The following is a 24,155-nucleotide window of genomic DNA, read 5'->3' as shown; positions in this document are numbered from 1 at the left end:
TGATTTTATCCCGCCTACCGTCGAAATTCTAAATCATGGGTGGAATCCCACTAGTTTCATGCTGAGGCTAACTTCTGGACGATGAGAGTATTGAGGGACACGCCCTCTCGTTCGGCTTCGATGGTGAGGTTTCGATGGAGCGATTGTGGGATGCGAAGGTTGAACTTCCCCGAAAAGCTGCGCTGGCCAAACGGCTCTGGGGCTTGCTCATTGTTGCGCTGCATATCTTCTAGCGCTTCCTCGACGACACTGCGCAACTCAGATTCTGCGGTGGCTGCGGACGCGTCGAGCCATGACAGGGAGGGGAACTCTAGAACGGTGGCAACGAATTCTCCGTCTTCTTCGGACCAAGCGGTTTGGTAGGTGTATTTGTCTGCGAGGTTCATGAAGTGCCTATTTGTGAGGATCTTTTGTATCTTGGATACCACACTTGAATGGTACCGAAAATAGTACCACTACTGGTTGGGGTAAACCATGGGGCCGCCCAGGGCCTTCCACGCATCCGTGCCGCCGTCGACGTTGATGACGTCCCAGCCCTTGGTGTGCTCCAGGTACTGGCACACCTGCATGCTGCGTCCGCCTAGGTGGCAGATGACGTAGATGTCTTGGTCCGAGTCAATCTCGTCGAGGCGCTCGACGAGGTCTCCCATCGGGATGTGCGTGGCGCCCTGGGCGTGCTCGGTGTTCCACTCGTGGTCCTCGCGGACGTCGATAAGCTGGGCGTTCTCTGGTACTTCCTGGGGCGTTACGTTTCTCATGCCCCATACCCTAGTCACGCGCCGGGACTAGTGCTGTTCCTCCACTCGCCGCGTCCAGGGAAGGGCTTCAAACTCTGCGCGGTTTCCCTGTGCAAACCAATGAAGGAGGGACAGGGCTTGGTCGATGTCCTCAAGGAGCATCTGGAAGTTTTCCTCCTCACCGTTGTTGTGGCCCCACTCCACGAGGTAGCGCGCCGCACCGCTCTCTGCGGGCTCCACACGGTCGACCTGGCAGTAATCGCCCGGGACCAGCCGGTCATGGACCACTGCCCAGGTGCCGACCTCCGAGAGGCCCTCGCCCCGGACGGCGTTAAGAAGCCTGTCGTCAAAGAAGTACGGGTTTCGGCCAGTTAGAGTGCCGCTGAGCACGAAGCGCTCATCTTCGCTCACATCTGCGGGCGAGTGGCTGCGCTCCCAATTGACCTTGTCAACCATCTGCGCCGGACCGTAGGTGAACTCAACAATCATCTCTAACGCGTAGGGGAGAGGGATATCGGGAATTGCGTATAAGCCGCCGTCGGGGGCGGCCAGGTTTACTTCAAATCCCCCATCCTGCTGCTGCACTTCGAGAGCGTAGCGCTCCTGAAAGTCCACATTCCGCCCGGACATGACCTTAAGCTTCCAGCCCGGGAACAGACGCAGCGCCGCTTCCGTTACGGCCGCCGGCGTAGTGGCCTCCCAACTATTGACGTAGCGATTCCCGGATAGCAGCGTCAACGTGCACTTCTCTGCATTAGGCAATGCCCGCCCCGATGGGTTGTACAGCGCCATGGTCTCATCCACCACCAGGGAGACGCCGTAGTTCGAGGCCACGTGGGTAAGCCGCTCTAGGGTGACCGCAGTGACCTCAGCGGGGATCAGCAACCGGGTGAGGGCATGGGGCTCGACGTGTTCCTCGGCGAGCAGGATTTCACTTCCCAGCTTGGCGTTTACCGCAGAAATAAACTGCTGCATCCGGGGGCTGGGCTCGTCATTGTGGTCAGCGCGGATGCGGTGCATCATGCAGAGCGATGCTTCAGTCCACTGCTCTTCGCGCTCAGGCAGCTCCATGGCAGTGACCGTGGTGTACGGTGCCGGATCGGAGACCGACGAGGCGGGGAAAATCTCGAAAAAGGTCTCTCCGTTCCCGCCTAGATAGTGTTCCGCTACCGCGATGGCCTCGTCTGCGATGTCAAACGTTTGTACGTTCTCGGTGCCCAGGTGATCGTAGGCCTTTGCCGCCCACTGTCCCTGTGCATTCCGACCGTACGCCAGCGACATCGTGGGCCAGGCATGCAGGTGGACCATCACGCCCGCAGGAAGCTCCTTCACCGCGTCCAGCCGGCGCCACGGAAGCTCGTGACGGAACCCGGCGTCAAGGAAGTTCTTCTGCGGGCGCTGGGCCAGAGGCGCCCAGTCGAGCTCCGCAATCAGCGGGTTGTGGTCACTGAAAGATAGGAGGAGTTCCCGGGCCTCCTCGTAGGTGCTGACAGTAAGACTGCGGAATACCGGGGCAGCATCCGCGGCGGGAAGGCTGGTCCACACCATCTCACAGCGCCCGTTTGCTAGCAGGCGCATGGACATGTCCACCCCGTAGCCGTAGGAGTCCGAGCCGTGGTTGATGACCTGCACCCAGGTCTGCTCGCCGACGGGAAGGCGAAGCGCATCCTCGAACGCGCGGTCCACCGTTTCCCTGCTGACCTGCCGCCACACCGTGCCCATGGAGTTGGTCATCGATGCGAGCCCGTCGCTACTGATGTCGATGCCCGTCGCGTTGACCAGGATGTCCGTGGTCCCGAGGAAGACAACGAGGCCGTGCAGGTAAGCCAACTTGGTGAGCTGGTCCTGCAGCTCCAGGTTGCCCGATTCCACCGTTACCGTAATGGCCGAATGCGCCGGGAATTCCTGACCGAAGATTTCCGTCAGTGCCGCCGCAACCTCCTCCATCTTCGGGTCGAAGGTCCGAAAAGCATCCAGCCCCTGGCTCTGAAGTGAGTTCAACAGGAAATCATGATCCGAGATCATGTCGGCGTCGACGTGCACGAAGTTGAGCTGCAGCTCCATAGTGGTGGGGTCCTTCCGGGGTTGTTGTGCTGAGGCTGAAAGCGATCGTAGGCGATCTGGATCACATCTGCCTGAGCGGCTGCTGGGAGTGCGCTGGAACAGGACAATCAACGGAACCCGTGAAGGATGGATGTCGCCCAAGCCAATGCGCCGAACGTATGAGATTTTGGGCATGTACTTTGGGCGGCATAGGAATCCGGTGTTTCGGCTTTCTCTTCATAGCGAAAGCGGGTTTTCCACCACTTTTTCAATACTCATCTGAATTGAAAGGCAAAATTTTTTAATGCAAAGTCTTACATGCATGCGGACAGAGCTTCGACAAGGCACGCTTGAAATCGACGGCATCACCATCAAAAGCCTTATCGGTATGGACCTCGAGCCACACAGCGAATATAACCTGAGCCTCGAATTTGCAGTTCGTCAAGGAACAGCTCCCAGCGCGATGAGGATTAAGGCTTTAGACGCTGAGTTCGTACTCTTTGATAACGAGACAGAAAACAGCATTCGTCTCACCGACGGCGTTAGCAATAGCGCAAGCTTTCTCCTTCGAACCGGACAAGAATCGGGCAGACTCAACGTTTTCAACGAATACCTCCACAGTCCGTGGGGAGATGTAGAACCTGCCTATGAATACATGACCGGCGATGCTGGGATTGTTATTACCAAGAGGGACGGCGACACCATCCACTTTGCCTGCAACAACCGCAGTCCACGCGAGCAGCTAGCTTTTGAGGACGTCACTGGGACGCTTACGGTTACGAAAGTTGGTTCAGCGGAAGATCATTTCATTGCCCCTGCAGAGGGTGGATCGCCGATTCAGCAATATTGCTTCATTGACAGTGGTGATGAAGCACCCGATGAAAAGAAGCTCGTTGATATTGCTACTGCGCCTTCAGGTATGGCCTCCCCGACAAGCGAAGCGGTCACCACTTTAATTGACAGGCTTGAAGGGCTTAACTACACCATCATTTCTTCCGCAGACAATGCCGTAACCATCGAAGTCGACATCTCGGATGAGGACACCACCGAATTCGCTATGGTCGATGAGGCCCGACTGTGGAATCTCAACCTTGTGAAGGTTCGCACCCGCATTCTGCTGAATCAGAGCACGAACCGGCCAGAAAGTTAGGCCACGACTGCTCAGAATTTGGATGCGAAGGACCGCGTGATGTGTCGTGTTGAAGAACGAGTCGTGGCGAAGAACACGCAGGCGCAAGCCGCGGAACTGGCCGTGGCACGTGGCTCGTCGGTTCGTGAGCGTCGTGCGGGCGGCCCGCGGCGGTTCTTCTGGGAAGCATGAAGCCAAAGTGACGCACACGGCGCTGGCCCCGCGCAGGCCGGTGAGCGCGTTTTAGCGGTGCGCGGAGAGGTACTCCAGAATCGCCTTGACGCGGCGGTTGTCCTCGCTGGGGTCCAGCCGCAGCTTGGTGAAGATATTGGAGACGTGCTTGGCCACCGCGGCGGCGGATAAAACGAGCTCGGCGGCGATGTCCTTGTTGGACTTGCCGCGCGACATTAATTCGAGAACCTCGCGCTCGCGCGGGGTGAGCTCGCCCAGGCCGCTGCGCCCGGAGCTCATTAAAGCTTGCGCCACGGTGGGGTCGATGACAGTACCGCCCTGGGCCACCACGTCCAGGCTGGCCAGGAAGTCGCGTACCTCGGAGACGCGGTCTTTGAGAAGGTAGCCGGTGCCGGCCTCAGGGGAGTCGAAGAGCTCCACCGCGTAGGCCGGGGCCACGTACTGGGAGAGCACCATGACGGGTAAGCCCGGGTATGCATTTCTCAAGTTCACGGCGGCTTTCAAGCCGTCATCGCCCATGCCCGGCGGCATGCGCACGTCCGTGATGACGATGTCCGGAAGCTCATCGCGCAGCTTATCCACCACGGCCTCAAGCGCCGGGGCGGAATCCGCCTGGCCCACTATCGAATACCCGCGGCGCTCCAACAGGCCGGCCAGGCCCTCGCGCAGAATGGCGGAGTCATCCGCTACTACAATCCTTAAGCTCATTTTCTACACTCCTGGCTGTCCGCGATCGAGAAGAAGGGGAATGGACCCGGCCACCCGGGTCGGCCCGCCGGGCGGCGAGGACAAGGTCATTTCTCCGCCGAAGGCAGCGAGGCGCTCGGCCATCCCCGCCAGGCCGTGCCCGGGGACGACCTGCGCGCCGCCGGGGCCCTCATCCACCACCGCAATCTTCAAGGAGGCATCCGCGGTCACTAAAACAGATACCGGCGCGCCCGGCGCGTGCTTGGCAGCGTTGGTCAACGCCTCCGCACCGAAGAAGTAGCCGCAGGCCAGCACGGAGGCGGAGAGCTCAGGCAAAGGATGCGGGGCGAAGACGCTGACGTGGGGGCCGTGGGAGGAGGCGGCGTCGGCAAGCGCGGCGACCAGGCCGTGATCCTGCAGCACCTGTGGGTGGATACCGTGCACCGTGGCGCGCAGGGAATTCAGGCCGCGGTCCACGTCCTGCTTGGCGGCGGTGAGGAGCTCGGTGAGGGGAGCGGGGGCGTCGAGAAGGGCCTCCCCCAACTTCATGCTCGCGGCCACGAGGTATTGCTGCGCGCCGTCGTGCAGGTCGCGCTCGATGCGGGCGCGCTCCACCTCGTAGGCGTCCGCGATTGCGCGCCGCGAGGCCGTGAGCTGCGCAATTTGCTGCGCCTGCTGCTGCTCGTGCGTGGTGGGTTGGGGCTTTTTACGGAACACGATTCACAGCATAACGGGCGCCCCGAACTACAGGGGTAGTGCTGGCACTACCTTAAAGAGCAACGCTAGGGCTGTTCTTTCCGCGGGCCCGGCACGGTGGAATGAGAGACATGGCACAGACACTTTCCCTGACAGACATCACCAAGGACTTCGGCGGCGGCCCGGTGCTCGCCGGAATCTCCCTCGACATTGAACCGGGCGAGCTCGTGGCGGTTATGGGGCCCTCTGGCTCCGGCAAGTCCACGCTGTTGCACTGCATGTCCGGCGTGCTCACCCCCACGCACGGTAGCGTGCGCTACGGGGACGAGGAGCTCTCCGCGCTTTCCGACGCCCCCCGCTCCCGCACCCGCCTGCGCAACTTCGGCTTCGTCTTCCAGGACGGCCAGCTCCTGCCGGAGCTCAGCAACGTGGACAACGTGGCGCTGCCGGCCATGCTCAACGGTATGGGGCGCGGTGCGGCCCGCAAGCGTGCGATGGAGCTTCTTGATCAGCTGGGCCTGGGTGGTCTGGCGGACCGCCGCCCGGCGCAGGTCTCCGGTGGCCAGGCCCAGCGCGTGACCATCGCGCGTGCGCTGGTGGCGAACCCGGGCGTTGTCTTCGCCGACGAGCCGACTGGTGCGCTGGATCAGTCCACCGGACACGAGGTCATGCAGATGCTCACCACCATCGTGCGCCAGTCGGGTGCCAGCCTGGTCATGGTCACGCACGACCCGAAGGTGGCCGACTGGATGCAGCGCCGCGTGGAGATTCGCGATGGCATCATCCACGACGACCGCCGCCTTGGGGTGATTCGATGAACACCGCCACCTTGGTCTATGACCTGCAGCGCGAATCCATTCGCGCGCGCTCGGGCACGGGAATCGTCTCGATGCTGGCGATTGTGAGCTTGACCATTGGCTCCGCCATCGCCTTCCTCGTTGCGGGTGGTACCTGGATGTTCTGGCAGCGCGCCCAGCACGTCGAGGACGCCGCGCCGGCTCTCAAGGAGACCTTTGGCAACGAGATGGAGGGCTTCCTTTATCCCTGGTTCGCCCTGGCCCTCTTTGCCTGCGCGTTCATTCTTCCGGCGCTGTTTAACCTCACAGCCCAAGCAGCCGTCCTGGGTGCGTCCGGCAGGGAGCACCGCCTAGCCACCCTGCGCCTGTTGGGGCTGAGCTCCCGGCAGGTGGAGCGCATGGCCATTGTGGAGACCGGCCTCCAGGCGGTGATCGGCATCGTGCTCGGTGGGCTGATCAGCCTGCTCGTCGCGCCGGTCTTCACCCAGCTGGATTTCCAGATGCGCCCCATCGCTCTGTCCGAGCTTCTCCTCCCGTGGTGGGGCTACCTCGCCGTGGCGGGTGTGCTTTTCCTGCTGGCCATCGGCGCCGCACTCGTCGGCATGCAGCGCGTGCGCGTGAGCCCGCTGGGCGTGGCCAAGCGTCAGATGCCCGCGGCTTACCGCTGGTGGCGCGCCATCGTCTTTGTCATCATCGTGGCGGCCGGTGGGGTTTTCCTCTCCGGCAAGGCGGGCCCGCCGACCGCCATGGTCATCGTGGTCATGTTCGGCATGCTGATGAGCATCAACCTCATCGCGCCTTTCATCCTGCAGCTTGGCGCGCACATCTTGTCCCTCTTCCCGGGCACCGCGCACTTCGTGGCCTGCCAGCGAGTGGCAGGTAATGCGCGCCCCGCCTGGCGGCGGAGTGCTGCCATCGGCTTCTTCGGCTACCTGGCCGGCTTCCTCGTCGCCGCGCCGTTGGGCTCCGATGCCTTGGCTCTGGTGCTCAAGGAAGACCCCGGGATGAACGTGGTGTTCAAGGACATCTCCACCGGCGTTGTATTAACCCTCGTCTTCGGCTTCACGCTGACCACCATGTCCATCATCCTGGGCCAGGTGTCCGGCATCTTCGAGGACAAGGAGCTCATCCGTTCCCTGGATTTGATGGGCGTGCCGCGCGGCTTCCAGTTCCGGTCCGGCGCGCTTGCGGTCATGGGGCCCGTCGTGGGATTGAGTTTCTTCGGCTTCCTCTTTGGCGGCGGGATTGCCTCGCTGATGTTCTTCTCCAGCGTCGAGTCAAGCGACGTCAATGTACTCGCCCGCCTGCTCATGGCCTTCGGCTTCTTGGCAGTGGGCTGGCTGGTTACGCTCCTTGCCATCGTGATTGTGGAGCCTCTCCGCGGTTACGTGTTGCGCACGGGACGGCGAAAAGAATGAAAACGGTACTGAAAATCTTCGGTGGCCTGTTCGTCGTTGCTCTCATCGCCGTGGTCGCGGCCGTGTACTTCTTCGGCCCCTCCTATGGCGGGGCGTTTGCGGGCAAACCCGTATTCCTCTTCAACGCCAGCGAAAAGCGCATCAACACCGCGATGGTGGATACCGCGGCGCTTACCGGCATCTACGGCGACAGCGATAAATTCCAGCGCGCCCGTGAGGCCTTTGAGGAGGATCCGACCAACGCGGGGCTCCTCGATGCCGCCATCGACGCCGCCGGCGGCAAGCACTCCAACGTCTTTAGCACCGAAAAAGAAAAGGCCATCGAGGGCACCGATCCCTCCGTCGACTTTGACGACGGCGTCCTGCGCGCCACCGTGCCGTCGATTGGCCGCCATAATGACGGCCAGGCCTATGCCGATACCTTGGCTCAAGGCCTGACTGCCCACCCGGAGGCGTGCGCTGCCGTGGTGGACCTGCGCGGCAACGGCGGCGGTGACATGGGGCCCATGTACGCGGGGCTCAGCCCGCTGCTGCCGGACGGCACCGCGCTCTCCTTCGTTAGCCGCATGGGCACTACTGACGTCACCATCGACGGCAACTCCGTCACCGGCGGCGGCACCCCCACCACGACAAAGGGCGGGAAACTTTCGGTCCCCGTTGCCGTGCTTACCGACGCCGACACCGCCTCCTCCGCCGAAGCCACCCTCCTGGCTTTCCGCGGCCTGGACAACGTGCGCACCTTCGGTGAGCCAACCGCCGGCTACGCCTCCGCCAACGTGGTCTTGGACTACCCGGACGGCCGCTCGCTCATGCTCACCACCGCCAAGGACAAGGCGCGCACGGGCGAGGAGTTCGCTGAGGACCCCATCGCTCCTGACGCGCCGGAATCCGAGCTCGAGGGCTGGCTTGCCACCCACTGCGGCTCCTAAGCACGTTGCGGCTGTCTAGCCGCAACGCTCCCACCGCCAGTAGTGGTGCCACCTCCACGGCGGTTCCACAAACTCGCCTCGTCCGCGCACCACCGCGAGGACCTGGTGAACAGCCACGTCGAGATGGTGCTCAATCGTGGCGGCAGTGAAATGGAGGGGCTGGTAGCCGCGCTGGACGGCGTCGTTAAGCTTCTGGCGGTCAATCTCGAAGCGCTGCCGGTTCTCGCCATTGTGATAGGCGTAGCCGTCCACCTCGATGGCCACCTTGCACTCCTCGAGCACCAAGTCCCAGCGGTAGGGCCCAATCTTTAGGTTGTTGCGCACCTTAACGTGCGGCTCAAGTCCGCGCGTCAGGTCGCGCTCCGGCTTACTATCCGCTCCCACGATGGCCTTCTCCAGCACCTCACGTGTGTGCTTCGAAAGGCGGCGAAAGTCCAACTGCTCGGCCTCGATGCGCGAAGGCCCATGCACTCCAGCAAAGAAGGCCTCGATGAAGGCCACCGCATCCCCGTGGGCCATGGTCTCAATGATCTGCAGCGGACTGCACACATTCACCCCGTCCATGCTGCCCAGCGCTTTCGGGCGTGCCCGCCGGCTGCGGAAATACGTGCTTGATGGGAGAGTGGAGCCGCGAATGAACTCGAGCGGGAATTGAAGGGGCTGTTCTAAGTACCGGCGCGCGGCGGAGTATCCATCAAGCGCTAAGTCAGGCCATTCACGTGACATGATTTGCGCTAACTGAAGCGGTGTGGGCTCCTGCGAAAGATAAAAGCCATTGGCAATCTTGATGGCGCCTTTGCGCCGAGCCTCGCGAGAGACATCGCGCCCCCGATAAATCTCAATCAATGTTCCCCCCGGAACGAAAAAGGTACGTTTTCGCAAATAGTGGCGAAAAACCGGCCGGTTTTCAGCCCTTATTTACCAAAACGTACCTGACAGTGGTTCCGCTGGCACGCGGAAGCACGAAGGCTTACTTGAAGCGAGCCTTAGCCTCTTCGAGGATCTTCTCTGCCTCAGCCTTATCGCCCCAACCGGAACCGGAGACTTCCTTGTTCGGCTCCAGGTCCTTGTAGTGGACGAAGAAGTGCTCGATCTCGTCCTTGATGTGCTGCTCCACATCGTTGATGTCCTGGTAGCGCTCCCAGCGCGGGTCATCAATAACAGCGAGGAGCTTGTCGTCGCCGCCGGCCTCATCGGTCATCTTGAACACGCCGACGATGCGAGCCTCAACCACAACGCCCGGGAAGACCGGCTCCGGGAGGATAACCAGTGCGTCGAGCGGGTCGCCGTCCTCACCCAGGGTGTGGTCGATGAAGCCGTAGTCAGCCGGGTAGGCCATCGGGGTGAACAGGTAGCGGTCCAGGTAGACCTTGCCGGACTCGTGGTCGACCTCGTACTTGTTGCGGGAGCCCTTGGGGATCTCGATGGTTACTTCAACGCTCACGGCTGATTCCTCCATAACTTATAGGTTGCTACGTGCTCCGCTCAGTCTACCGCGCTAGGGTAAAGGGCGATGAAAGCGAAGCAAGTGTGGTGGAGTGTCGCGGCCGTGGTCACGGCCGGAGTCGTGGCGGCAACGGCGGCGCTGGGGGTAGAGATCCAGCGCACCTACGATCATTTGGACCACGGCGAGCCCTATGCGCAGGATGCGCCGGAGACCCTGGTGGAACCGGCACAGGCGGGGCAGTACGACGCCGCAGCGCTCACCGCGCGCCTGGATGAGCTGGGCAAGGACAAGGCCCTGGCTACTTTTGGCGGGCAGGTTATTGATGCGCGCACCCACGAGGTGGTGTGGGAGCGCGAGCCCGCCAAGCCGCTGACCCCGGCTTCGTCCACCAAGGTGCTCACGCTGGCGGCGGCCACCCTGGCCCTCGATGAGGAGGAGACCATCACCACCCAGGTGGTCCGCGGGGAGAAGGACGGCGAGGTGGTCATCAAGGCGGCAGGCGATGTCTGGCTGACCGACGAGCGCTTGGACGATCTGGCAGAGCAGATCAAGGCTAAGGCGGGAGACGTTAAGCGCGTGTCCATCGATACGTCCGTGTGGTCCGGCCCCGACCAGGCGCCGGGCTGGGACGACGACAATATCGATGGCGGCTACGTTGCCCCCATCCAGCCGGCCATGCTCTACGGCGGGCGCCTGGGGGAGAAGACGGGGGATGTGCCCCGTTCCCACGAGCCGGCACTCAACGTGGCCCGGGCCCTGGCCGGGCGGCTGGGCACGGACAAGGCGGACATGGCCACCGCACCCGCGGGCGCGGAGAGCCTCGCCAGCACCGACTCGGATCCGCTGGCCGTCCGCGCCCAGGAGGCGGCGAAGGATTCGGACAACGTCATGGCGGAGGCCATCGCCCGCGAGGTGGCGCTTAGCCAACACCAGGAGGCCAGCTTCGAGGGCGCGGCACAGGCCACGCTCGACGTGCTTCAGGGCCACGGCTTCGACACCGCCGGAATTACCATTAAGGACAATTCGGGCCTTTCGCGCGACAACCGCATCACCGCCGGACTGCTCGCTCACATCCTGGATAAGGCAGCCAGCGAAGAGGACCTGCGCCCGCTTATGGGCTACCTCCCGCTGGCCGGCGGCGAGGGCACCCTCTACCAGCGCTACACCGGCTCGCCCGCCCGCGGCTTCGTGCGCGCTAAGACCGGCACGCTGACCGGCACCTCGGCCCTGGCCGGCACCGCGCAGGGTCAGTCCGGAAACGTTTTCGCCTTCGCCTTCCTGGTCAACGACGGCGACGTCAACTCCGCCCGCCAGGCCCAGGACGCTCTCGCTGCCGCGCTCCATGACTTCTAGAACCCCCTTCTGGCCCCGGCGCAGCCCCAACTTCCTAGCCTGCCGCGTGGCTGCCCGCGCGGTCGTGGGGGATGCGCCCCGGCCGATCGCGGTGGGGCTCTCCGGTGGCGCGGATTCCCTGGCGCTGACCGCCGCTCTCGTGGCGGAAGGCCACGAGGTCACCGCGCTGTGCGTTGACCATGGTCTCCAATCTGGCTCGGCCGCGCAGGCGCGCCGGGCTGCCGAGCAAGCGAGGGGGATGGGGGCTGCCGCGGAGGTGGTACGGGTGGACGTCGCCAAGCATGGCTCCCTGGAAGCCGCCGCCCGCGCCGCCCGCTACCGCGCCTTCGCCGACTGGGGTGAGGTGGCCGTGGCCCATACCGCCGACGACCAGGCCGAGACACTCCTGCTGGGCGCGCTGCGGGGGAGGGTGACCGGAATGCTTGAGCGCGCCGAGGTGGAGGGTGTGCGCGTGCTGCGCCCCCTGCTCAGCGTGCGCCGCGCCCAGACCGTGGCCGCCTGCGCCGAGCTGGGACTTGAGGTCTGGCACGATCCCCAGAACCAGGACTCGGCCTTCCGGCGCGTGGCGTTGCGCCGCGACATCCTCCCACGCCTGGCGGATATCGTGGGCGGCGATCCCGTCCCGGCCCTGGCCCAGGCCGCCCACGACGCCGCACTGGACCACGCCTACCTGCGCACCCCACCTACCGCGAGCTGCGCAGAACTGGCCCAGCTGCCCGAGCCGCAGCGCCGCCGCGCCATCGCCGCCTGGCTGCGGGAGAAGGGCGTGGAGGTCACCCGCCAGGCAGTGCAGGGCGTGGACAACCTATGTGTGGATTGGCATGGCCAGGGTGGCGTGGCGGTGCCGGGGACCGATGGCGATGGCCGGAGGTTGGAAGTCTTACGGGTTGGTGGCACACTGTCACTATTGCCTCGGTCAACAAAGGAGCACGCGCGTGCACGACACGAATAATCAAGCCGTCCCTGCACACCCCTACGGCGAGGACATCGAAGCCGTCCTCGTCACGGAGGAAGATCTGCAGGTGCGCATCCAGGAGATGGCGGATCGCATCTCTGAGAAGTACCGCGACACGGAGGAGGATCTCATCCTCGTGTGCGTGCTCAAGGGTGCGGTTTTCTTCCTCACTGATTTCGCCCGCAAGCTGAGCATCCCCTCCCAGTTGGAGTTCATGGCGGTGTCTTCCTACGGCAACTCCGCGTCCTCGTCCGGCGTGGTGCGCATCCTCAAGGACCTGGACCGTGACATTGAGGGGCGCGACGTGGTGATTGTGGAGGATATTATTGACTCCGGCCTCACCCTGTCCTGGCTCATCCGCAACCTGCAGGGCCGGCAGCCGCGCTCGCTGGAGGTGGTCACCCTGCTGCGCAAGCCGGAGGTGGTCAAGGCGGAGCTGGAGCTTTTCGACGTCGGCTTTGACATCCCCAACGAGTTCGTCGTGGGCTACGGCTTGGACTTTGCCGAGCGCTACCGCGACCTGCCCTGGGTCGGTACTCTGCACCCGTCGGTCTACAGCTCTCAGGCTTAGGCTCGCGCATAAGTTTAGGACGTTCTGGTTCGGCACCAGCCGCATACTTGCAAGGTAATTAATGAAAAACAAGAACATCATCCGCTACGGCTCGCTGGCGGGCCTGGTCCTCATCCTGCTGTACGCCTTCACGTTCTTCACCAACGATGCCCGCAGCTTCAAGCAGGTGGAGACGTCGGTAGCCATGGAGCAGCTGACGGACAAGAACGTCGAGGAAGCGCAGATCGACGACCGCGAGCAGCAGCTGCGCCTCAAGCTGAAGAATCCGGTGACGGTGGACAAGCAAGAGGGCGTGGAAGAGGTCATTGCCAAGTACCCGGCACGCGCCTCCGAGCAGGTCTTTAACGCTGTGAAGGATTCCGGCGCGGAGAAGTACCAGACCAAGGTCACGCAGGACTCCTTCATCGGCTCCATGGTGAGCTTCCTGCTGCCGATGCTGGTGCTCTTCGCGCTGCTGTTCTGGATGATGTCCCGCATGCAGCAGGGCGCGGGCGGCATGTTCGGCATCGGCGGCTCCAAGGCCAAGGAGCTGACGAAGGACATGCCCACCAACACCTTCGCGGACGTCGCCGGCGCGGATGAGGCCGTGGACGAGCTGCAGGAGATCAAGGACTTCCTCGATGACCCGGAGCGCTACCACGAGCTGGGCGCGAAGATCCCGCGCGGCGTGCTTCTCTACGGCCCGCCGGGTACCGGTAAGACCTTGCTGGCGCGCGCCGTGGCGGGCGAGGCCGGCGTGCCGTTTTATTCCATCTCCGGCTCCGACTTCGTGGAGATGTTCGTCGGCGTGGGAGCTTCCCGCGTGCGCGACCTGTTCAAGCAGGCCAAGGAAAACAGCCCCTGCATCATTTTCGTGGACGAGATCGACGCCGTGGGCCGCCAGCGCGGCTCCGGCACCGGCGGCGGCCACGACGAGCGCGAGCAGACCCTGAACCAGCTGCTCGTGGAGATGGACGGCTTCGGTGACCGCGAGGGCGTTATTCTCATCGCCGCCACCAACCGCCCGGACATCCTGGACCCGGCGCTGCTGCGCCCGGGCCGCTTCGACCGCCAGATCCCGGTGACCAACCCGGACCTGGCCGGCCGCGAGCAGATCCTGCGCGTGCACGCTAAGGACAAGCCGCTGGCTAAGGAAGTGGACGTGACCCAGCTGGCCAAGCGCACCGCCGGCATGTCCGGCGCGGACTTGGCCAACGTGCTCAATGAGGCCGCCCTGCTCACCGCGCGCATCGGCGGCAACGTCATTACCTACGACGCCTTGGAGGAGGCCACCGACCGCGTGGTGGGTGGCCCGCGCCGCCAGGGCAAGATCATCTCCGAGCATGAGAAGAAGGTCACCGCCTACCACGAGGGCGGCCACACCTTGTCCGCGTGGGCGCTCAAGGACATTGAGCGCGTGTACAAGGTCACCATCCTGGCCCGCGGCCGCACCGGCGGTCACGCCATGACCTCCCAGGAAGACGACAAGGGCATGTACACCCGCGATGAGCTCTTCGCGCGCCTCGTCTTCGCCATGGGCGGACGCGCCGCGGAGGAGCTGGTCTTCGGCGCCCCGACCACGGGTGCGTCCTCCGATATTGAGCACGCGACGAAGATTGCGCGCTCCATGCTCACCGAATACGGCTTCTCCCCGGACCTGGGCACCGTGAAGTACGGCCAGGAGCAGGGCGATCCCTTTAGCCAGATGGGCGGCGGCGGATCCATTGATTACTCGGACGCCGTGGCCGCCAAGATCGATGAGCAGATGGCTTACTTGCTCGACCGCGCGCACCAGCAGGCCTACGATATTCTGGCCGCCAACCGCGACTACCTGGACAAGCTGGCGGAGATGCTGCTGGAGAAGGAGACCCTGCGTCGCCCGGATCTGGAGGGCATCTTCGAGGGCATCGAGCCGCGCGAGGCCTTCGATGTCTTCCCGCACGAGGATGATCGCTTCCCGCGCCAGGCCGGCCGCGAGCCGGTGAAGACCCCGGTGGAGCTGGCCAAGGAGCGCGGTGAGGGGCTGCCGAAGCGCATGACGCTTCTCGACGCCTCCCGGGCCGCCCGCGAGCGTCGCCTCGCCGCCCAGGAGAACGGGCAGCCGGCGCCGAACGCAACCGCGGAGGAAATCGGCTTCAGCTTTGGCCAGCATGCCGGCGACAACGTGGACCCGGACAAGGGCAACACCTTCTTCGGCGAGCCGGATACCAACGCTCACGCCCAGCCCGCCTCCCAGCAGGATGCTGAGCCCGTCACTGACGCCGCAGGCCACGAGCAGGAGGTCCCGGAGCAGGAACTGCACAACGCCCAGGGTGGCCTGAGCCACGCTGAGACCCAGGAAATTCCGCGCGTCGTGGATGCTCCGGAGCCGCAGCGCCAGCCCGGGCGGCGCGGGCGTCACGCCAAGCCAGACAGCCCAGAAACCCACGGGGGTCAGGACGCCCAGGGCACCCAGGGCAACAACAGCTGGGGAGCACCCGGCTGGGGCGAGGCGGAGCGCCGCAACAACCCGTACACGAACGACATCACCCCCAAGGACGGCCGCAGCAATGAGCGATAACATCCCGGCGCAGCGCGAGTTTGACCAGGAGCGCGCGGAAGCCGCCGTGCGCGAGCTGCTCATCGCCGTGGGCGAGAACCCGGACCGCGAGGGGTTGCGCGAAACCCCGGCCCGCGTGGCCCGCGCCTACGCGGAGGTCTTCGCCGGCCTGCACCAGGACCCGACCGAGGTCCTGCACAAGACCTTCGCCGAGGAGCATCAGGAGCTCGTCCTCGTGCGCGATATCCCCATCTACTCCACGTGCGAGCATCACCTCGTGCCCTTCTACGGCAAGGCACACATCGGCTACATCCCGGGTCCCGACGGCCACGTCACTGGCCTGTCTAAGCTGGCCCGCCTGGCGGACATGTACGCCAAGCGCCCGCAGGTGCAGGAGCGGCTTACCAGCCAGATCGCTAACGCCCTGGTGGAGGTCCTCCACGCCCAGTCCGTCATCGTGGTCATCGAGTGCGAGCACCTGTGCATGGCCATGCGCGGCATCCGCAAGCCGGGGGCGACTACCACGACGTCCGCGGTGCGCGGCGGTTTCAAGAAGAACGCGGCCTCCCGTGCGGAGGTCATGAGCCTGATTAGGAGCTAAATTCCACCATGGCAGTCAGCAACCTCACCGTCCCCGGCCGCACGCTGGTCATGGGCATTGTCAACGTCACGGAGGATTCCTTCTCTGACGGCGGGCGCTGGATCAACGTCGACGACGCCATCTCCCACGCCCGGCACCTGGTGGCCTCCGGCGCAGACATGATTGACGTCGGCGGTGAGTCCACCCGCCCGGGCGCGGTGCGCGTGGCCGCCGAGGAGGAGCAGCGCCGCGTGGTGCCGGTCATTAAGGCGCTGCACGAGGAGGGGATTAAGACCTCGGTGGATACGATGCGGGCCTCAGTTGCCGCGGCGGCCGCGGAGGCCGGCGTGGACATGATCAACGATGTCTCCGGCGGCGCCGCCGACCCGGACATGTACCGCATCATGGCCGCTACTGGTCTGCCGGTGTGCCTCATGCACTGGCGCACCGTCCAGTTCGGCAGCGCGGCCGGGGTGGCGGACCACGGCGGCGATGTGGTGCGCGATGTGCACGATTCCTTGGCGGCGTTGGCGGATTCCGCCCTGGCCGCCGGCGTTACCCACGACAACATCGTGGTCGATCCCGGCCTGGGCTTTGCCAAGTCCCCGCAGGATAACTGGGCGCTGCTTAAATCCCTTCCGGAGTTCCTCGACGGCGAGTTCCCGCTGCTCGTGGGCGCGTCCCGCAAGCGCTTCCTGGCCGCCATCCGGGAGGACCGCGGGGCCGAATCCAGCCCGCTGTTGGCGGATCCCGCCACCGCGGCCGTGACTGCCATCTCCGCGCAGATGGGCGCGTGGGGCGTGCGCGTGCACGAGGTGGATGTCTCCCGCGACGCCGTGGATGTGGCCGCCGCCTGGAACGCGGGCGCGGCCTATACCGGCGGCGCGCATGCTTCCGGCAGCTACGCCAACGGCGCCGACGGCGGCACCGTGGTCTCGACGTCTCTGGGGAGGGCTTAAAACCATGGCAGATCGCATCGAGCTCACCGGACTGGAGTGCTTTGGCTACCACGGCGTCTTCGAGGAGGAGAAGCAGACCGGCCAGCCTTTCCTCGTGGACGTGACGTGCTGGCTAGACACCGCGGGCATCGAGGATGATCTGAACCGTACGGTCAACTACGCCGAGCTTGCCGACGTCGCCGCGGACATCGTCGAAGGCCCCTCCCGCGACCTCATCGAGACGGTCGCCGCGGAGGTCGCCGAGACCGCGATGGAGCGCTTTGAGATTCTTCACGCCATCGAGGTGACCATCCACAAGCCGAAGGCGCCCATCCCGCGCACCTTTGCGGATGTGGCCGTGGTGGCGCGTCGCTCCCGCAAGCGGATGGCTGGCTAATGCGCGCGGTGCTGTCCATCGGCTCCAACATGGAGGATCGCCGCGCGCTGCTGCAGACCGTCTTCGACGAGTTCGCCGCAGAGACCGTCGCTGCCTCCCCGGTCTTTGCTACCCCGCCGTGGGGAGTGACTGACCAGGACGAGTTCCTTAACGCGATCCTCATCGTCGACGTGGAGGAAAGCCCGCTGGAGCTGCTGCGCCGCGGGCAGAAGGTGGAGGAGGCCGCCGAGCGCGTGCGCGTGCGCCACTGGGGGCCGCGCACCTTGGACGTGGATATCGTGCAGATTGACGGGGTGACCTCGACAGACCCGGAGCTCACCCTCCCGCACCCCTACGCCCACGAGCGCGCCTTCGTGCTCGTGCCGTGGCTGGCAGCGGATACGCACGCGGAGCTCAACGGCACCCCGGTGAGTGAACTTATCGCTAGCCTGGACAGCACTGAGGTGGCCGCGGTGAAGGAAGTGGGGTAGGCGATGACGAGGACGTCGTTAAGCGCGCTCGTGGGCACCGCCCTGTTCGTGGCCGCGGCGGCCGCCATCCTCACCGCGCGCTTCTACGGCTCCATGCTGGCCATCCCGGCGACGGTATCGATTTCCCTGTGGGCCATGGCCCTGGTGTGCGTCCTCCTCATCCTCAAGGTGCGCTCCGCCAAGAACGACGAGCATGGCATTGGGCTGGATAACTCGCAGCTCAATCCGATGACGATTGCCCAGTTCCTGCTCGTGGGAAAGGCCTCGGCGTGGACGGGCGCGATTGTGGGTGGTGCCTATGCCGGCATTGCGGTCTACGTCCTCCCGCAGGCGGGCGAATTGGTGGCCGCGTCCGGGGACGTGGCGGGTGTAGTGTCCTCCGCGCTGGGCGGGGCCGCGATGTGCGTGGCTGGCGTGGTCCTGGAGCGACACTGTGAGGCTCCACCTCCACCTGATGGGGCACAGGCGGTAAGTTAGTGGGCATGACGAGCCCGCACAACGCAGCACCTGAGCCCCAGCACGCACCGGCGCCGGCATCCCGGCAGGAACCCTCGTCTGGTTCCACCACCGGTTCCAAGGCGGATGCCGGTTCCATTGGCCTCATCATCCTGGTCATCCTGGCGGTGATTGCCAGCCTGGTCATGCTCATTTCGGGCTCGGCGAACGCGCTGAAGATTGCCCTGTTGGCCTCGCTGTGGGCCGCGGTGCTGGGCTTTTTCCTGGTGGTGCGCTACCGCCGCCAGGCCCATGAGGCCACCGAGCTGTTGGCCGTGGAGCGCGCACACGCGGCGTCCTCCCACACGCAAGCGGCGGCCGCTGCACCGGCGGATAACAGCAAGGTACTCGCGGACATCCGCGCGGAGCTGGAGTCCATCCGTTCCCAGATTGAGGAGCTCTCCGGCCGCGAGTGGGTCTACGAGCCGGCTGCGCTCTACGCGGAGGCGCGTCGCATCCAGGAGCTGGAGCGCAAGGCCAGCAGCGCGGATAGTGCGGCACACTTCGGCGACTCCGCTGCGTCCAACTTCACCCAGAAGTCCGGCGGTGCCCCTACTGCCGACGCCGTGGCGGGCCGCCTGGGCTCCCAGCCCACGCACCCGACGCACAACACGCTCGACAGTCTGCTCGCGGACAGTGCCGGTCAGGCCAAGACCGCGCAGCAGCCCCAGCCGGTCCAGCCGACCCAGCAGGCCCAGCAACCGCGTCCCAAGGCGCAGCCCCAGGAGCAGCCTTCGCAGCGTCAGCCGCAGCACACTCAGCCCCAGCAACCGCAGAAGCCTGCCGCGCCGTCGTTTAAAACGACGAAGCCGGCTCAACCTGCACAGTCAGCCCAGCCGAAGCAGCAGAAGCAACCGGAGCAGCCGAAGCAACCGGAGTTCAAGACCGATAGCTTCCAGGCCGTTCGCTGGAACCAGGGCGCGTCCGAGGCTGCATCGCCGAAGTCGCCAGCGGCATCGGCATCCTCGGCAGCGCCCCACCGCCACCGCAAGCCGGAGGAGGATGCACCGCAGAAGCAGGCCGTGCCGCGCCCAGCCTCCCAGCAGGCACAGCACCAGGGGCAGCAGTCAGTCGGCGGCGCCCGCAGCGCCGCGGCTGAGACCTCCCGCGGTCGCCGCCGCAGCGACGAGAAGCGCGACGGTGCGGTCTCTGTGGCAGAGCTGATGGCGGAGATGAAGAAGCGCCAGAAGGACAAGAAGGAGAGGTAGGATGCCGGCACCACGTATGCGCGTGGCGGTGTGGGGTAGCTCCCGAGCCGGCATTAACTTTGCCCACCGTCTGGAGATGGCTGGCCACACCATCGAATACCTTGAGGACCCCGCCGAGCTGGGCCGCTTCGATGCGCTGATTCTCGCCGCGACGGCGAGGGAGCTGGAGGCAGCTGTGGGGGAGGTGGCCCCGCACGTGCGCCCGAGACAGATTGTCATTCATACCTCACTGCTCGCCGGGGTGGAAGCCCTCGATGATCTGGAAACGCGCGGGTGCCTGACGATTGCCGCAGCTCCCCTGGGCGACTCCTACGCGGTGGGCGCTCTCGATGAGGTAGCAGAGACCGTCATTGGTCTGCTGCTTTCGGAGATTCACCAGACCGCAGAAACGGTGCCGGAGGCACAACGTGCCGAGCGAGCCGCGCGGTTGTACTACGCGGAAATGCTCGGTGTACTCAGCGCGTGGGCGGCGATAAAGGCGGGGATTATCGAAGATTTTATGGGCAGCTCCTTCGACCTTGATGCCGGAGACATCATCGATGCCTACCCCGCCGCCGTGGAGCTGGGCATGGCGCGCAACTACCGCGACGTCGCCCGCATGGTGGGTGAGAAGAAGAATATGGAAGAACTGGAACTGTGGGCAGTAAGAAAGGAAGCGCCGTGGCAGAACAACTCCTAGTCGACGACATCGAGCGCATCCGCATGGTGGGCAGTGCCTACCGCAAGACGGGCAAGCGCGTGGTGCTCGTGCCGCTGGGCCGTGACATCCATGCGGGTCACTTGGCCCTGGTGCAGGCGGCGCGGCGCGTGCGCGGCGGCGTGGTTGTCGTGGCGGTGGAACCGGAGACGGACATCGCTGCACTCGACGGTGTCGACGTGGTGTGGCGCTACGGCGAGCAGAGCCAGCGCACGCGGATCCTGGCACCCGATCACGGAATGGAAGACGTCAGCGCTGAGCTGACCCGCATTGTGGCGCTGACCTGTGCGCTGGGCCCGAGTGATGTGGTGATGGGGGAGAAGGACTACGAGCTGCTCGTGGCCACCCAGCAGGCCTTTACGGACCTCAACATCGGCGCGCGCGTGCAGGGCGTGCCGCCGGTGCGCATGCCGGACGGCGTGGTGATGAGCCTGCGCAACGCAGGCGTTGACCCCGCGGCGCGGGAGCAGGCGAGCGCGTTGTCGGCAGCACTGACCGCCGGTGCCTATGCCGCGGAATCTGGGGCCGAGGAGGTCGTGCGCGTCGCGCGCGAGGTGCTGGATGCTGCGGGTGTGGAGCCCGAGTACGTCGAGCTGCGCGGCCGCGACCTGCAAGAACCGCCCGCGGAGGGTGAGGCGCGCCTCTTTGTCGCCGCCACCATCGGCGGGGTGCGGCTGACCGATAACGCCGGCGTGCCGCTGGGCATCGGGTTCAAGAACTTGGACCAACAGGAATAAAAGCTCCCGCCCCACCCGGCTTGGCCCGCTAGGTTGGAGGGCATGAAGATTGGAATTCTGGGCGCCGGCGCCATCGGCGGCTACTTCGGCGGAATACTGAAAGCAGCAGGCCACGACGTCGCCTTCGTGGCACGCGGTGAGACCCTCAAGGTGCTGGAGGAGACGGGCGTGACGCTGGTCGACGCCCACCGTGAGCCCACCACCACCGAGATCGTCAAGGCTCCCGGTGCGGGTTCCTTCGCGGAGGTGGGGGACCTGCTGGGTGGGCTCGACGTGGCGATTATCGCCACCAAGGCGTTGCCGGGGAACGAGACCTTTGGCAGTGCCCACGATCGCGAGGCGCTGCAGGGAATTCCTGTGGTAACCACGCACAACTCGGTGGAGATCCCCTATCTTGCCGCAGAGGAATTCGGGGAAGAGAACATCCTGGCCGGTGTTGCACGCGTGTACGCCACGCGCGTGGGCCCGGCCCACATCAGGCGCAACCCGGGGCCGCTGTCCCTGTCGTTCGGCCCGCTCAGCGCCCACGCGCCGGCGTCGCTGCGCCAGGTGGGGCAGCAGCTGGAGGAAGCACTGCAGGAGGCGGGCGCACACAGCAGGTTCCACGACGCAGCGCTTGTCGACGTCTGGTCGAAGGCCATGTTCGTCACCACCACCGGAACCCTGGGCGCGCTCGTCGACAAGCCCATCGGCTACCTGTGCCAGGAAATCCCGGGTCAGCTGGAGGCCTTCATGCGGGAGGTTGAGGCCGTCGGGCGCGGCATGGGCGTGGATCTGCCGGCCGACGTGGTGGAGCAGACCATGGAGTTCGCCCGCCAGCAGCACCCGGACAACACGTCTTCGATGCAGCGCGACATCAAGGCGGGCCTGCCTAATGAGTTGGACGCCCAGGTCGGAGCTATCCGACGCATGGGCGTCCAGGCCGGGGTCACAACCCCGCTGTGGGACTTCGCGCAGGAGGTGCTCGAAGCCCAACTACGCTCGGCCTAGGCCGAGCTGGGCACGGGGATTACTCGGTGCCGATGTTGCCGTCCTTCTTCCAGACCACGACCACGGCCGGGCGCGGGGTGGAGTTGCCGCCGTCGGGCCAGTGGGAAGCCGGCTCGTCGAACTTGGCGTCGTCCGCCTCGCCCGGGTGCTGGACGTTGACCATGACGCGCTCGTCATCGACGATCGGGCCGCAGGTCTCAGCGCCCGCCGGGACGGTGAGGAAGCACTTGAGCTCGCCGCGAGTCTCACCGTCGGTAGTCACGGCGTAGAGGCCGTCGTTGGAATCCAGGGCGTTGCCGTCGGTGGAGATCCACAGGTTGCCGTGGCTGTCGAAGGCCAGGTTATCCGGGCAGGAAATCGGGGAGACCTTCTCCTTGTCGAAGCCACCGAAGTAGGTGTTGGCTTCCTTCGGGTCACCACAGACCAGGAAGAGGTTCCAGGTGAACTCCTCGCCCGCGTGATCGTCCTCGATCTCCATGACGAGGCCGTTCTTGTTCTCCTTGATCGGAGCCCATTCCTTGGCGTCTTCCTTGTTCTTCTTGGCGTTCTCACCGGTAGCACCGCGGTAGGAGTTGTTGGTCAGGGCCACGTAAACCTTGTCGTTGTTCGGGCTGACCTGGACGTCCTCCGGGCGGTCCATCTTGGTAGCACCCACCTTGTCGGCGGCCTCACGGGTGAAGACGGCGACCTCCTCGGCGGACATGCCGTCGACGTGGGACTCGAACTTGTTGTTCTCCGTGTCGGAGGTCAGCAGCTTGACCCAGGTGCCCTTGCCGTCGAAGGCGCCGTCCTCCGGCAGGACGCCGGAGCCATCGATTTCCTTCTCCGGGGAGTTGCCCTCCATCTTGGCCACGTACAGGGTGCCGTGGTCCAGGATGGTCAGGTTGTGCTCAATGTCGCCTTCCTTGTACTGCTTGGTGGAAACGAACTTGTAGATGTACTCGAAGCGGGAGTCATCGCCGGAGTAGCACACCACGGTGCCGTCCTTGGCAATGTGAATGTTGCCGGCCTCGTGCTTGAAGCGGCCCACAGCGGTGTGCTTGATCGGAGTCGACTTCGGGTCCAGCGGGTTGATCTCTACCAACCAGCCGAAGCGGTTCGGCTCGTTCGGCTCCTTGGTGACGTCGAAGCGGTCATCATACTTCTCCCACTTACGCTCGGACGGGCCTTCCTTGATGCCGAAGCGCTTCAGGGACTCCTTGGCGGTGTCATCCTTGATGTCGCCACCAGCGAAGTACTGGTCAAAGTTTTCCTCGCCGGAGAGCATGGTGTTCCACGGGGTGATGCCGCCGGAGCAGTTGTTGAGGGTGCCCAGGACCTTCTCTCCCTTCTGGTCAGCGGAGGTCTTGACCAGGTCGGAGCCCTTGGCCGGGCCGACCAGGGTGAACGGGGTGGTGGCGGTGATGCGGCGGTTGAGCGGGCCGAACTCGCGCTTGAGCTCACCGGAATCCTTGGACTTGGAAACCTCAAGGATGGTGTGGCCGTGGCCGGCCCAACCAATCTTGACCTGCTCCTCGGTCGGGTTCTCCGGATCGTAATCCGGGAACATCATCGGCTCGGTGGTGTACTCGTGGGAGCAGACGTAGATGAGGCGGTCCTTGTTGTCCGGATGCTCGATGAGGCCGGCGAAGTCATTGTTGAAGCCGAACTGCTTCTCGGCATCGGCGGCGGTCTGGTTGTTGACGTCGAACTCCGGAGCGCCCTCGATGACTGGGTCACCCCAAGCGATGAGCACGGACTGCTCGTATCCCTTCGGGATGACAACCTCATCCTTGGTGTTCGGCTCAACCTTCTCAAACTTCATGCCCTCCGCGGAGGTCAGCTCGATGTCGGAAGAACCGACCTCGGAGGTCTTGCCGGCGGCGGAGGAACCCGCTGCAGCATCCTCGCTCTCCGGGGCGGAGCAGGCAGCCAGGGCGGAGGAGCCACCAACTGCAACGACGGCCAGGCCGCCGGCGCGCAGCGCGGTACGGCGGGAGAACTGGTCACCGAAGTAAGCGTTATCGGAGGGGTTGTCACACTCACCGAAGCAGGCGTTACCGCACTTGTAGGTGCAGGTAAGAGAAGAACGGGAGGAGGCGAACATGTTGGTCAAGAGATTGCGGCCGTTGAGTGCCATGTGGGTGTACTCCAGAATTCGTCGGTATGGGCTGCGTTGAGATGTCGCAACG

At 64.7% G+C, this 24,155-nt stretch carries 25 protein-coding genes; 17 read left to right on the top strand and 8 right to left on the bottom strand.

What is annotated here, in order from left to right:
* Positions 1-56 precede the first annotated feature (56 nt).
* From ACLI1P_RS11505 to ACLI1P_RS11495, 3 genes are all read right to left on the bottom strand, one after another.
* Complete coding sequence (locus tag ACLI1P_RS11505) at positions 57-386, bottom strand: type II toxin-antitoxin system HicB family antitoxin (protein ID WP_408929634.1); 330 nt, start codon at positions 384-386, stop codon at positions 57-59.
* A gap of 69 nt (positions 387-455) precedes the next feature.
* A complete protein-coding gene (locus ACLI1P_RS11500) occupies positions 456-758 on the bottom strand; it encodes a rhodanese-like domain-containing protein (RefSeq protein ID WP_411708929.1) in 303 nt (100 codons plus the stop codon).
* 27 nt (positions 759-785) lie between these two features.
* Positions 786-2,801, bottom strand: coding sequence for a hypothetical protein (locus tag ACLI1P_RS11495; RefSeq protein WP_411708928.1), 2,016 nt, complete (start codon positions 2,799-2,801; stop codon positions 786-788).
* Positions 2,802-3,102: 301 nt separating this feature from the next.
* Between ACLI1P_RS11495 and ACLI1P_RS11490 the strand changes: the two genes are divergently transcribed.
* Positions 3,103-3,930, top strand: a complete 828-nt coding sequence (locus ACLI1P_RS11490; protein ID WP_411708927.1) for a hypothetical protein — start codon at positions 3,103-3,105, stop codon at positions 3,928-3,930.
* Positions 3,931-4,152: 222 nt separating this feature from the next.
* On the opposite strand, the gene ACLI1P_RS11485 is transcribed toward ACLI1P_RS11490, so the two are convergent.
* Positions 4,153-4,809, bottom strand: a complete 657-nt coding sequence (locus ACLI1P_RS11485; protein WP_411708926.1) for a LuxR C-terminal-related transcriptional regulator — start codon at positions 4,807-4,809, stop codon at positions 4,153-4,155.
* Positions 4,810-4,812: 3 nt separating this feature from the next.
* Positions 4,813-5,505, bottom strand: coding sequence for a sensor histidine kinase (locus ACLI1P_RS11480; protein WP_411708925.1), 693 nt, complete (start codon positions 5,503-5,505; stop codon positions 4,813-4,815).
* 110 nt (positions 5,506-5,615) lie between these two features.
* Here ACLI1P_RS11480 and ACLI1P_RS11475 point away from each other — a divergent pair, with 110 nt between their 5' ends.
* From ACLI1P_RS11475 to ACLI1P_RS11465, 3 genes are read left to right on the top strand one after another with little or no spacing between them, the layout of a single operon-like run.
* Positions 5,616-6,302: an ABC transporter ATP-binding protein gene (locus ACLI1P_RS11475; RefSeq protein WP_411708924.1), complete on the top strand. Its 687-nt coding sequence runs from the start codon at positions 5,616-5,618 to the stop codon at positions 6,300-6,302.
* Positions 6,299-7,699 carry an FtsX-like permease family protein gene (locus ACLI1P_RS11470; protein WP_411708923.1) on the top strand — a complete coding sequence of 467 codons (1,401 nt, stop codon included), beginning with the start codon at positions 6,299-6,301 and terminating at the stop codon, positions 7,697-7,699. Before ACLI1P_RS11475 ends, ACLI1P_RS11470 begins: the two co-directional genes overlap by 4 nt.
* Positions 7,696-8,628, top strand: coding sequence for a S41 family peptidase (locus ACLI1P_RS11465; protein ID WP_411708922.1), 933 nt, complete (start codon positions 7,696-7,698; stop codon positions 8,626-8,628). Before ACLI1P_RS11470 ends, ACLI1P_RS11465 begins: the two co-directional genes overlap by 4 nt.
* Before the next feature lie 15 nt (positions 8,629-8,643).
* Here the strand turns inward: ACLI1P_RS11465 and ACLI1P_RS11460 are convergent, their stop codons facing one another.
* Entirely contained in the window at positions 8,644-9,192 is a 549-nt protein-coding gene (locus ACLI1P_RS11460) for a DUF559 domain-containing protein (RefSeq protein WP_411708921.1), read from the bottom strand.
* 406 nt (positions 9,193-9,598) lie between these two features.
* Entirely contained in the window at positions 9,599-10,072 is a 474-nt protein-coding gene (locus ACLI1P_RS11455) for an inorganic diphosphatase (RefSeq protein WP_200289009.1), read from the bottom strand.
* 69 nt (positions 10,073-10,141) lie between these two features.
* Here ACLI1P_RS11455 and dacB point away from each other — a divergent pair, with 69 nt between their 5' ends.
* The 13 genes from dacB (at position 10,142) to ACLI1P_RS11390 (ending at position 21,984) form a co-directional block, all read left to right on the top strand.
* Complete coding sequence (gene dacB / locus ACLI1P_RS11450) at positions 10,142-11,428, top strand: D-alanyl-D-alanine carboxypeptidase/D-alanyl-D-alanine-endopeptidase (protein ID WP_411708920.1); 1,287 nt, start codon at positions 10,142-10,144, stop codon at positions 11,426-11,428.
* Positions 11,418-12,380, top strand: coding sequence for a tRNA lysidine(34) synthetase TilS (tilS, locus tag ACLI1P_RS11445; protein ID WP_411708919.1), 963 nt, complete (start codon positions 11,418-11,420; stop codon positions 12,378-12,380). The genes dacB and tilS overlap by 11 nt, the downstream gene beginning before the upstream one ends.
* Positions 12,364-12,954 (top strand): hypoxanthine phosphoribosyltransferase, encoded by a 591-nt coding sequence (gene hpt / locus ACLI1P_RS11440; protein WP_411708918.1) that lies wholly within the window; start codon positions 12,364-12,366, stop codon positions 12,952-12,954. The genes tilS and hpt overlap by 17 nt, the downstream gene beginning before the upstream one ends.
* A 61-nt stretch (positions 12,955-13,015) precedes the next feature.
* Positions 13,016-15,493 carry an ATP-dependent zinc metalloprotease FtsH gene (gene ftsH, locus ACLI1P_RS11435; protein ID WP_411708917.1) on the top strand — a complete coding sequence of 826 codons (2,478 nt, stop codon included), beginning with the start codon at positions 13,016-13,018 and terminating at the stop codon, positions 15,491-15,493.
* Positions 15,483-16,073 carry a GTP cyclohydrolase I FolE gene (gene folE, locus ACLI1P_RS11430; protein WP_411708916.1) on the top strand — a complete coding sequence of 197 codons (591 nt, stop codon included), beginning with the start codon at positions 15,483-15,485 and terminating at the stop codon, positions 16,071-16,073. Before ftsH ends, folE begins: the two co-directional genes overlap by 11 nt.
* Positions 16,074-16,081: 8 nt before the next feature.
* Positions 16,082-17,011, top strand: coding sequence for a dihydropteroate synthase (gene folP, locus ACLI1P_RS11425; protein ID WP_411708915.1), 930 nt, complete (start codon positions 16,082-16,084; stop codon positions 17,009-17,011).
* Positions 17,012-17,015: 4 nt separating this feature from the next.
* Positions 17,016-17,387: a dihydroneopterin aldolase gene (folB, locus tag ACLI1P_RS11420; RefSeq protein WP_296132250.1), complete on the top strand. Its 372-nt coding sequence runs from the start codon at positions 17,016-17,018 to the stop codon at positions 17,385-17,387.
* Positions 17,387-17,857 (top strand): 2-amino-4-hydroxy-6-hydroxymethyldihydropteridine diphosphokinase, encoded by a 471-nt coding sequence (gene folK / locus ACLI1P_RS11415; RefSeq protein WP_296132247.1) that lies wholly within the window; start codon positions 17,387-17,389, stop codon positions 17,855-17,857. Before folB ends, folK begins: the two co-directional genes overlap by 1 nt.
* 3 nt (positions 17,858-17,860) lie before the next feature.
* The gene (locus ACLI1P_RS11410; protein ID WP_296132245.1) at positions 17,861-18,334 is read left to right on the top strand and encodes a DUF3180 domain-containing protein; all 474 of its coding nucleotides are present in this window, start codon (positions 17,861-17,863) and stop codon (positions 18,332-18,334) included.
* A 5-nt stretch (positions 18,335-18,339) separates the two neighbouring features.
* A complete protein-coding gene (locus ACLI1P_RS11405) occupies positions 18,340-19,560 on the top strand; it encodes a DUF6779 domain-containing protein (protein WP_411708914.1) in 1,221 nt (406 codons plus the stop codon).
* A gap of 1 nt (position 19,561) precedes the next feature.
* A complete protein-coding gene (locus tag ACLI1P_RS11400; RefSeq protein WP_411708913.1) occupies positions 19,562-20,239 on the top strand; it encodes a hypothetical protein in 678 nt (225 codons plus the stop codon).
* Positions 20,221-20,994: a pantoate--beta-alanine ligase gene (locus ACLI1P_RS11395; RefSeq protein ID WP_411708912.1), complete on the top strand. Its 774-nt coding sequence runs from the start codon at positions 20,221-20,223 to the stop codon at positions 20,992-20,994. Before ACLI1P_RS11400 ends, ACLI1P_RS11395 begins: the two co-directional genes overlap by 19 nt.
* 42 nt (positions 20,995-21,036) lie before the next feature.
* Positions 21,037-21,984, top strand: coding sequence for a 2-dehydropantoate 2-reductase (locus ACLI1P_RS11390; protein WP_411708911.1), 948 nt, complete (start codon positions 21,037-21,039; stop codon positions 21,982-21,984).
* A 19-nt stretch (positions 21,985-22,003) separates the two neighbouring features.
* On the opposite strand, the gene ACLI1P_RS11385 is transcribed toward ACLI1P_RS11390, so the two are convergent.
* Positions 22,004-24,103, bottom strand: a complete 2,100-nt coding sequence (locus ACLI1P_RS11385; RefSeq protein WP_411708910.1) for a PhoX family protein — start codon at positions 24,101-24,103, stop codon at positions 22,004-22,006.
* Positions 24,104-24,155 lie beyond the last annotated feature (52 nt).

The sequence above is a fragment of the Corynebacterium tardum genome (assembly GCF_046717785.1).
Taxonomy (GTDB): Bacteria; Actinomycetota; Actinomycetes; order Mycobacteriales; family Mycobacteriaceae; genus Corynebacterium.
The sequence above is the reverse complement of the archived record's forward strand: the minus strand, read 5'-3'. Positions and strand labels throughout refer to the sequence as shown.

Bases quoted from the DNA above. Each gene is read 5' to 3' on its own strand.
- ACLI1P_RS11410 (WP_296132245.1), top strand. From the start codon at position 17,861: ATGACGAGGACGTCGTTAAGCGCGCTCGTGGGCACCGCCCTGTTCGTG.
- folP (WP_411708915.1), top strand. From the start codon at position 16,082: ATGGCAGTCAGCAACCTCACCGTCCCCGGCCGCACGCTGGTCATGGGC.
- ACLI1P_RS11505 (WP_408929634.1), bottom strand. From the start codon at position 386: ATGAACCTCGCAGACAAATACACCTACCAAACCGCTTGGTCCGAAGAA.
- ACLI1P_RS11385 (WP_411708910.1), bottom strand. From the start codon at position 24,103: ATGGCACTCAACGGCCGCAATCTCTTGACCAACATGTTCGCCTCCTCC.
- ACLI1P_RS11485 (WP_411708926.1), bottom strand. From the start codon at position 4,809: ATGAGCTTAAGGATTGTAGTAGCGGATGACTCCGCCATTCTGCGCGAG.
- ACLI1P_RS11390 (WP_411708911.1), top strand. From the start codon at position 21,037: ATGAAGATTGGAATTCTGGGCGCCGGCGCCATCGGCGGCTACTTCGGC.
- ACLI1P_RS11495 (WP_411708928.1), bottom strand. From the start codon at position 2,801: ATGGAGCTGCAGCTCAACTTCGTGCACGTCGACGCCGACATGATCTCG.
- ACLI1P_RS11405 (WP_411708914.1), top strand. From the start codon at position 18,340: ATGACGAGCCCGCACAACGCAGCACCTGAGCCCCAGCACGCACCGGCG.
- folB (WP_296132250.1), top strand. From the start codon at position 17,016: ATGGCAGATCGCATCGAGCTCACCGGACTGGAGTGCTTTGGCTACCAC.
- ftsH (WP_411708917.1), top strand. From the start codon at position 13,016: ATGAAAAACAAGAACATCATCCGCTACGGCTCGCTGGCGGGCCTGGTC.
- ACLI1P_RS11460 (WP_411708921.1), bottom strand. From the start codon at position 9,192: ATGGACGGGGTGAATGTGTGCAGTCCGCTGCAGATCATTGAGACCATG.
- ACLI1P_RS11500 (WP_411708929.1), bottom strand. From the start codon at position 758: ATGAGAAACGTAACGCCCCAGGAAGTACCAGAGAACGCCCAGCTTATC.
- ACLI1P_RS11490 (WP_411708927.1), top strand. From the start codon at position 3,103: ATGCGGACAGAGCTTCGACAAGGCACGCTTGAAATCGACGGCATCACC.
- folE (WP_411708916.1), top strand. From the start codon at position 15,483: ATGAGCGATAACATCCCGGCGCAGCGCGAGTTTGACCAGGAGCGCGCG.
- ACLI1P_RS11465 (WP_411708922.1), top strand. From the start codon at position 7,696: ATGAAAACGGTACTGAAAATCTTCGGTGGCCTGTTCGTCGTTGCTCTC.
- ACLI1P_RS11475 (WP_411708924.1), top strand. From the start codon at position 5,616: ATGGCACAGACACTTTCCCTGACAGACATCACCAAGGACTTCGGCGGC.
- dacB (WP_411708920.1), top strand. From the start codon at position 10,142: ATGAAAGCGAAGCAAGTGTGGTGGAGTGTCGCGGCCGTGGTCACGGCC.
- ACLI1P_RS11470 (WP_411708923.1), top strand. From the start codon at position 6,299: ATGAACACCGCCACCTTGGTCTATGACCTGCAGCGCGAATCCATTCGC.
- folK (WP_296132247.1), top strand. From the start codon at position 17,387: ATGCGCGCGGTGCTGTCCATCGGCTCCAACATGGAGGATCGCCGCGCG.
- tilS (WP_411708919.1), top strand. From the start codon at position 11,418: ATGACTTCTAGAACCCCCTTCTGGCCCCGGCGCAGCCCCAACTTCCTA.
- ACLI1P_RS11400 (WP_411708913.1), top strand. From the start codon at position 19,562: ATGCCGGCACCACGTATGCGCGTGGCGGTGTGGGGTAGCTCCCGAGCC.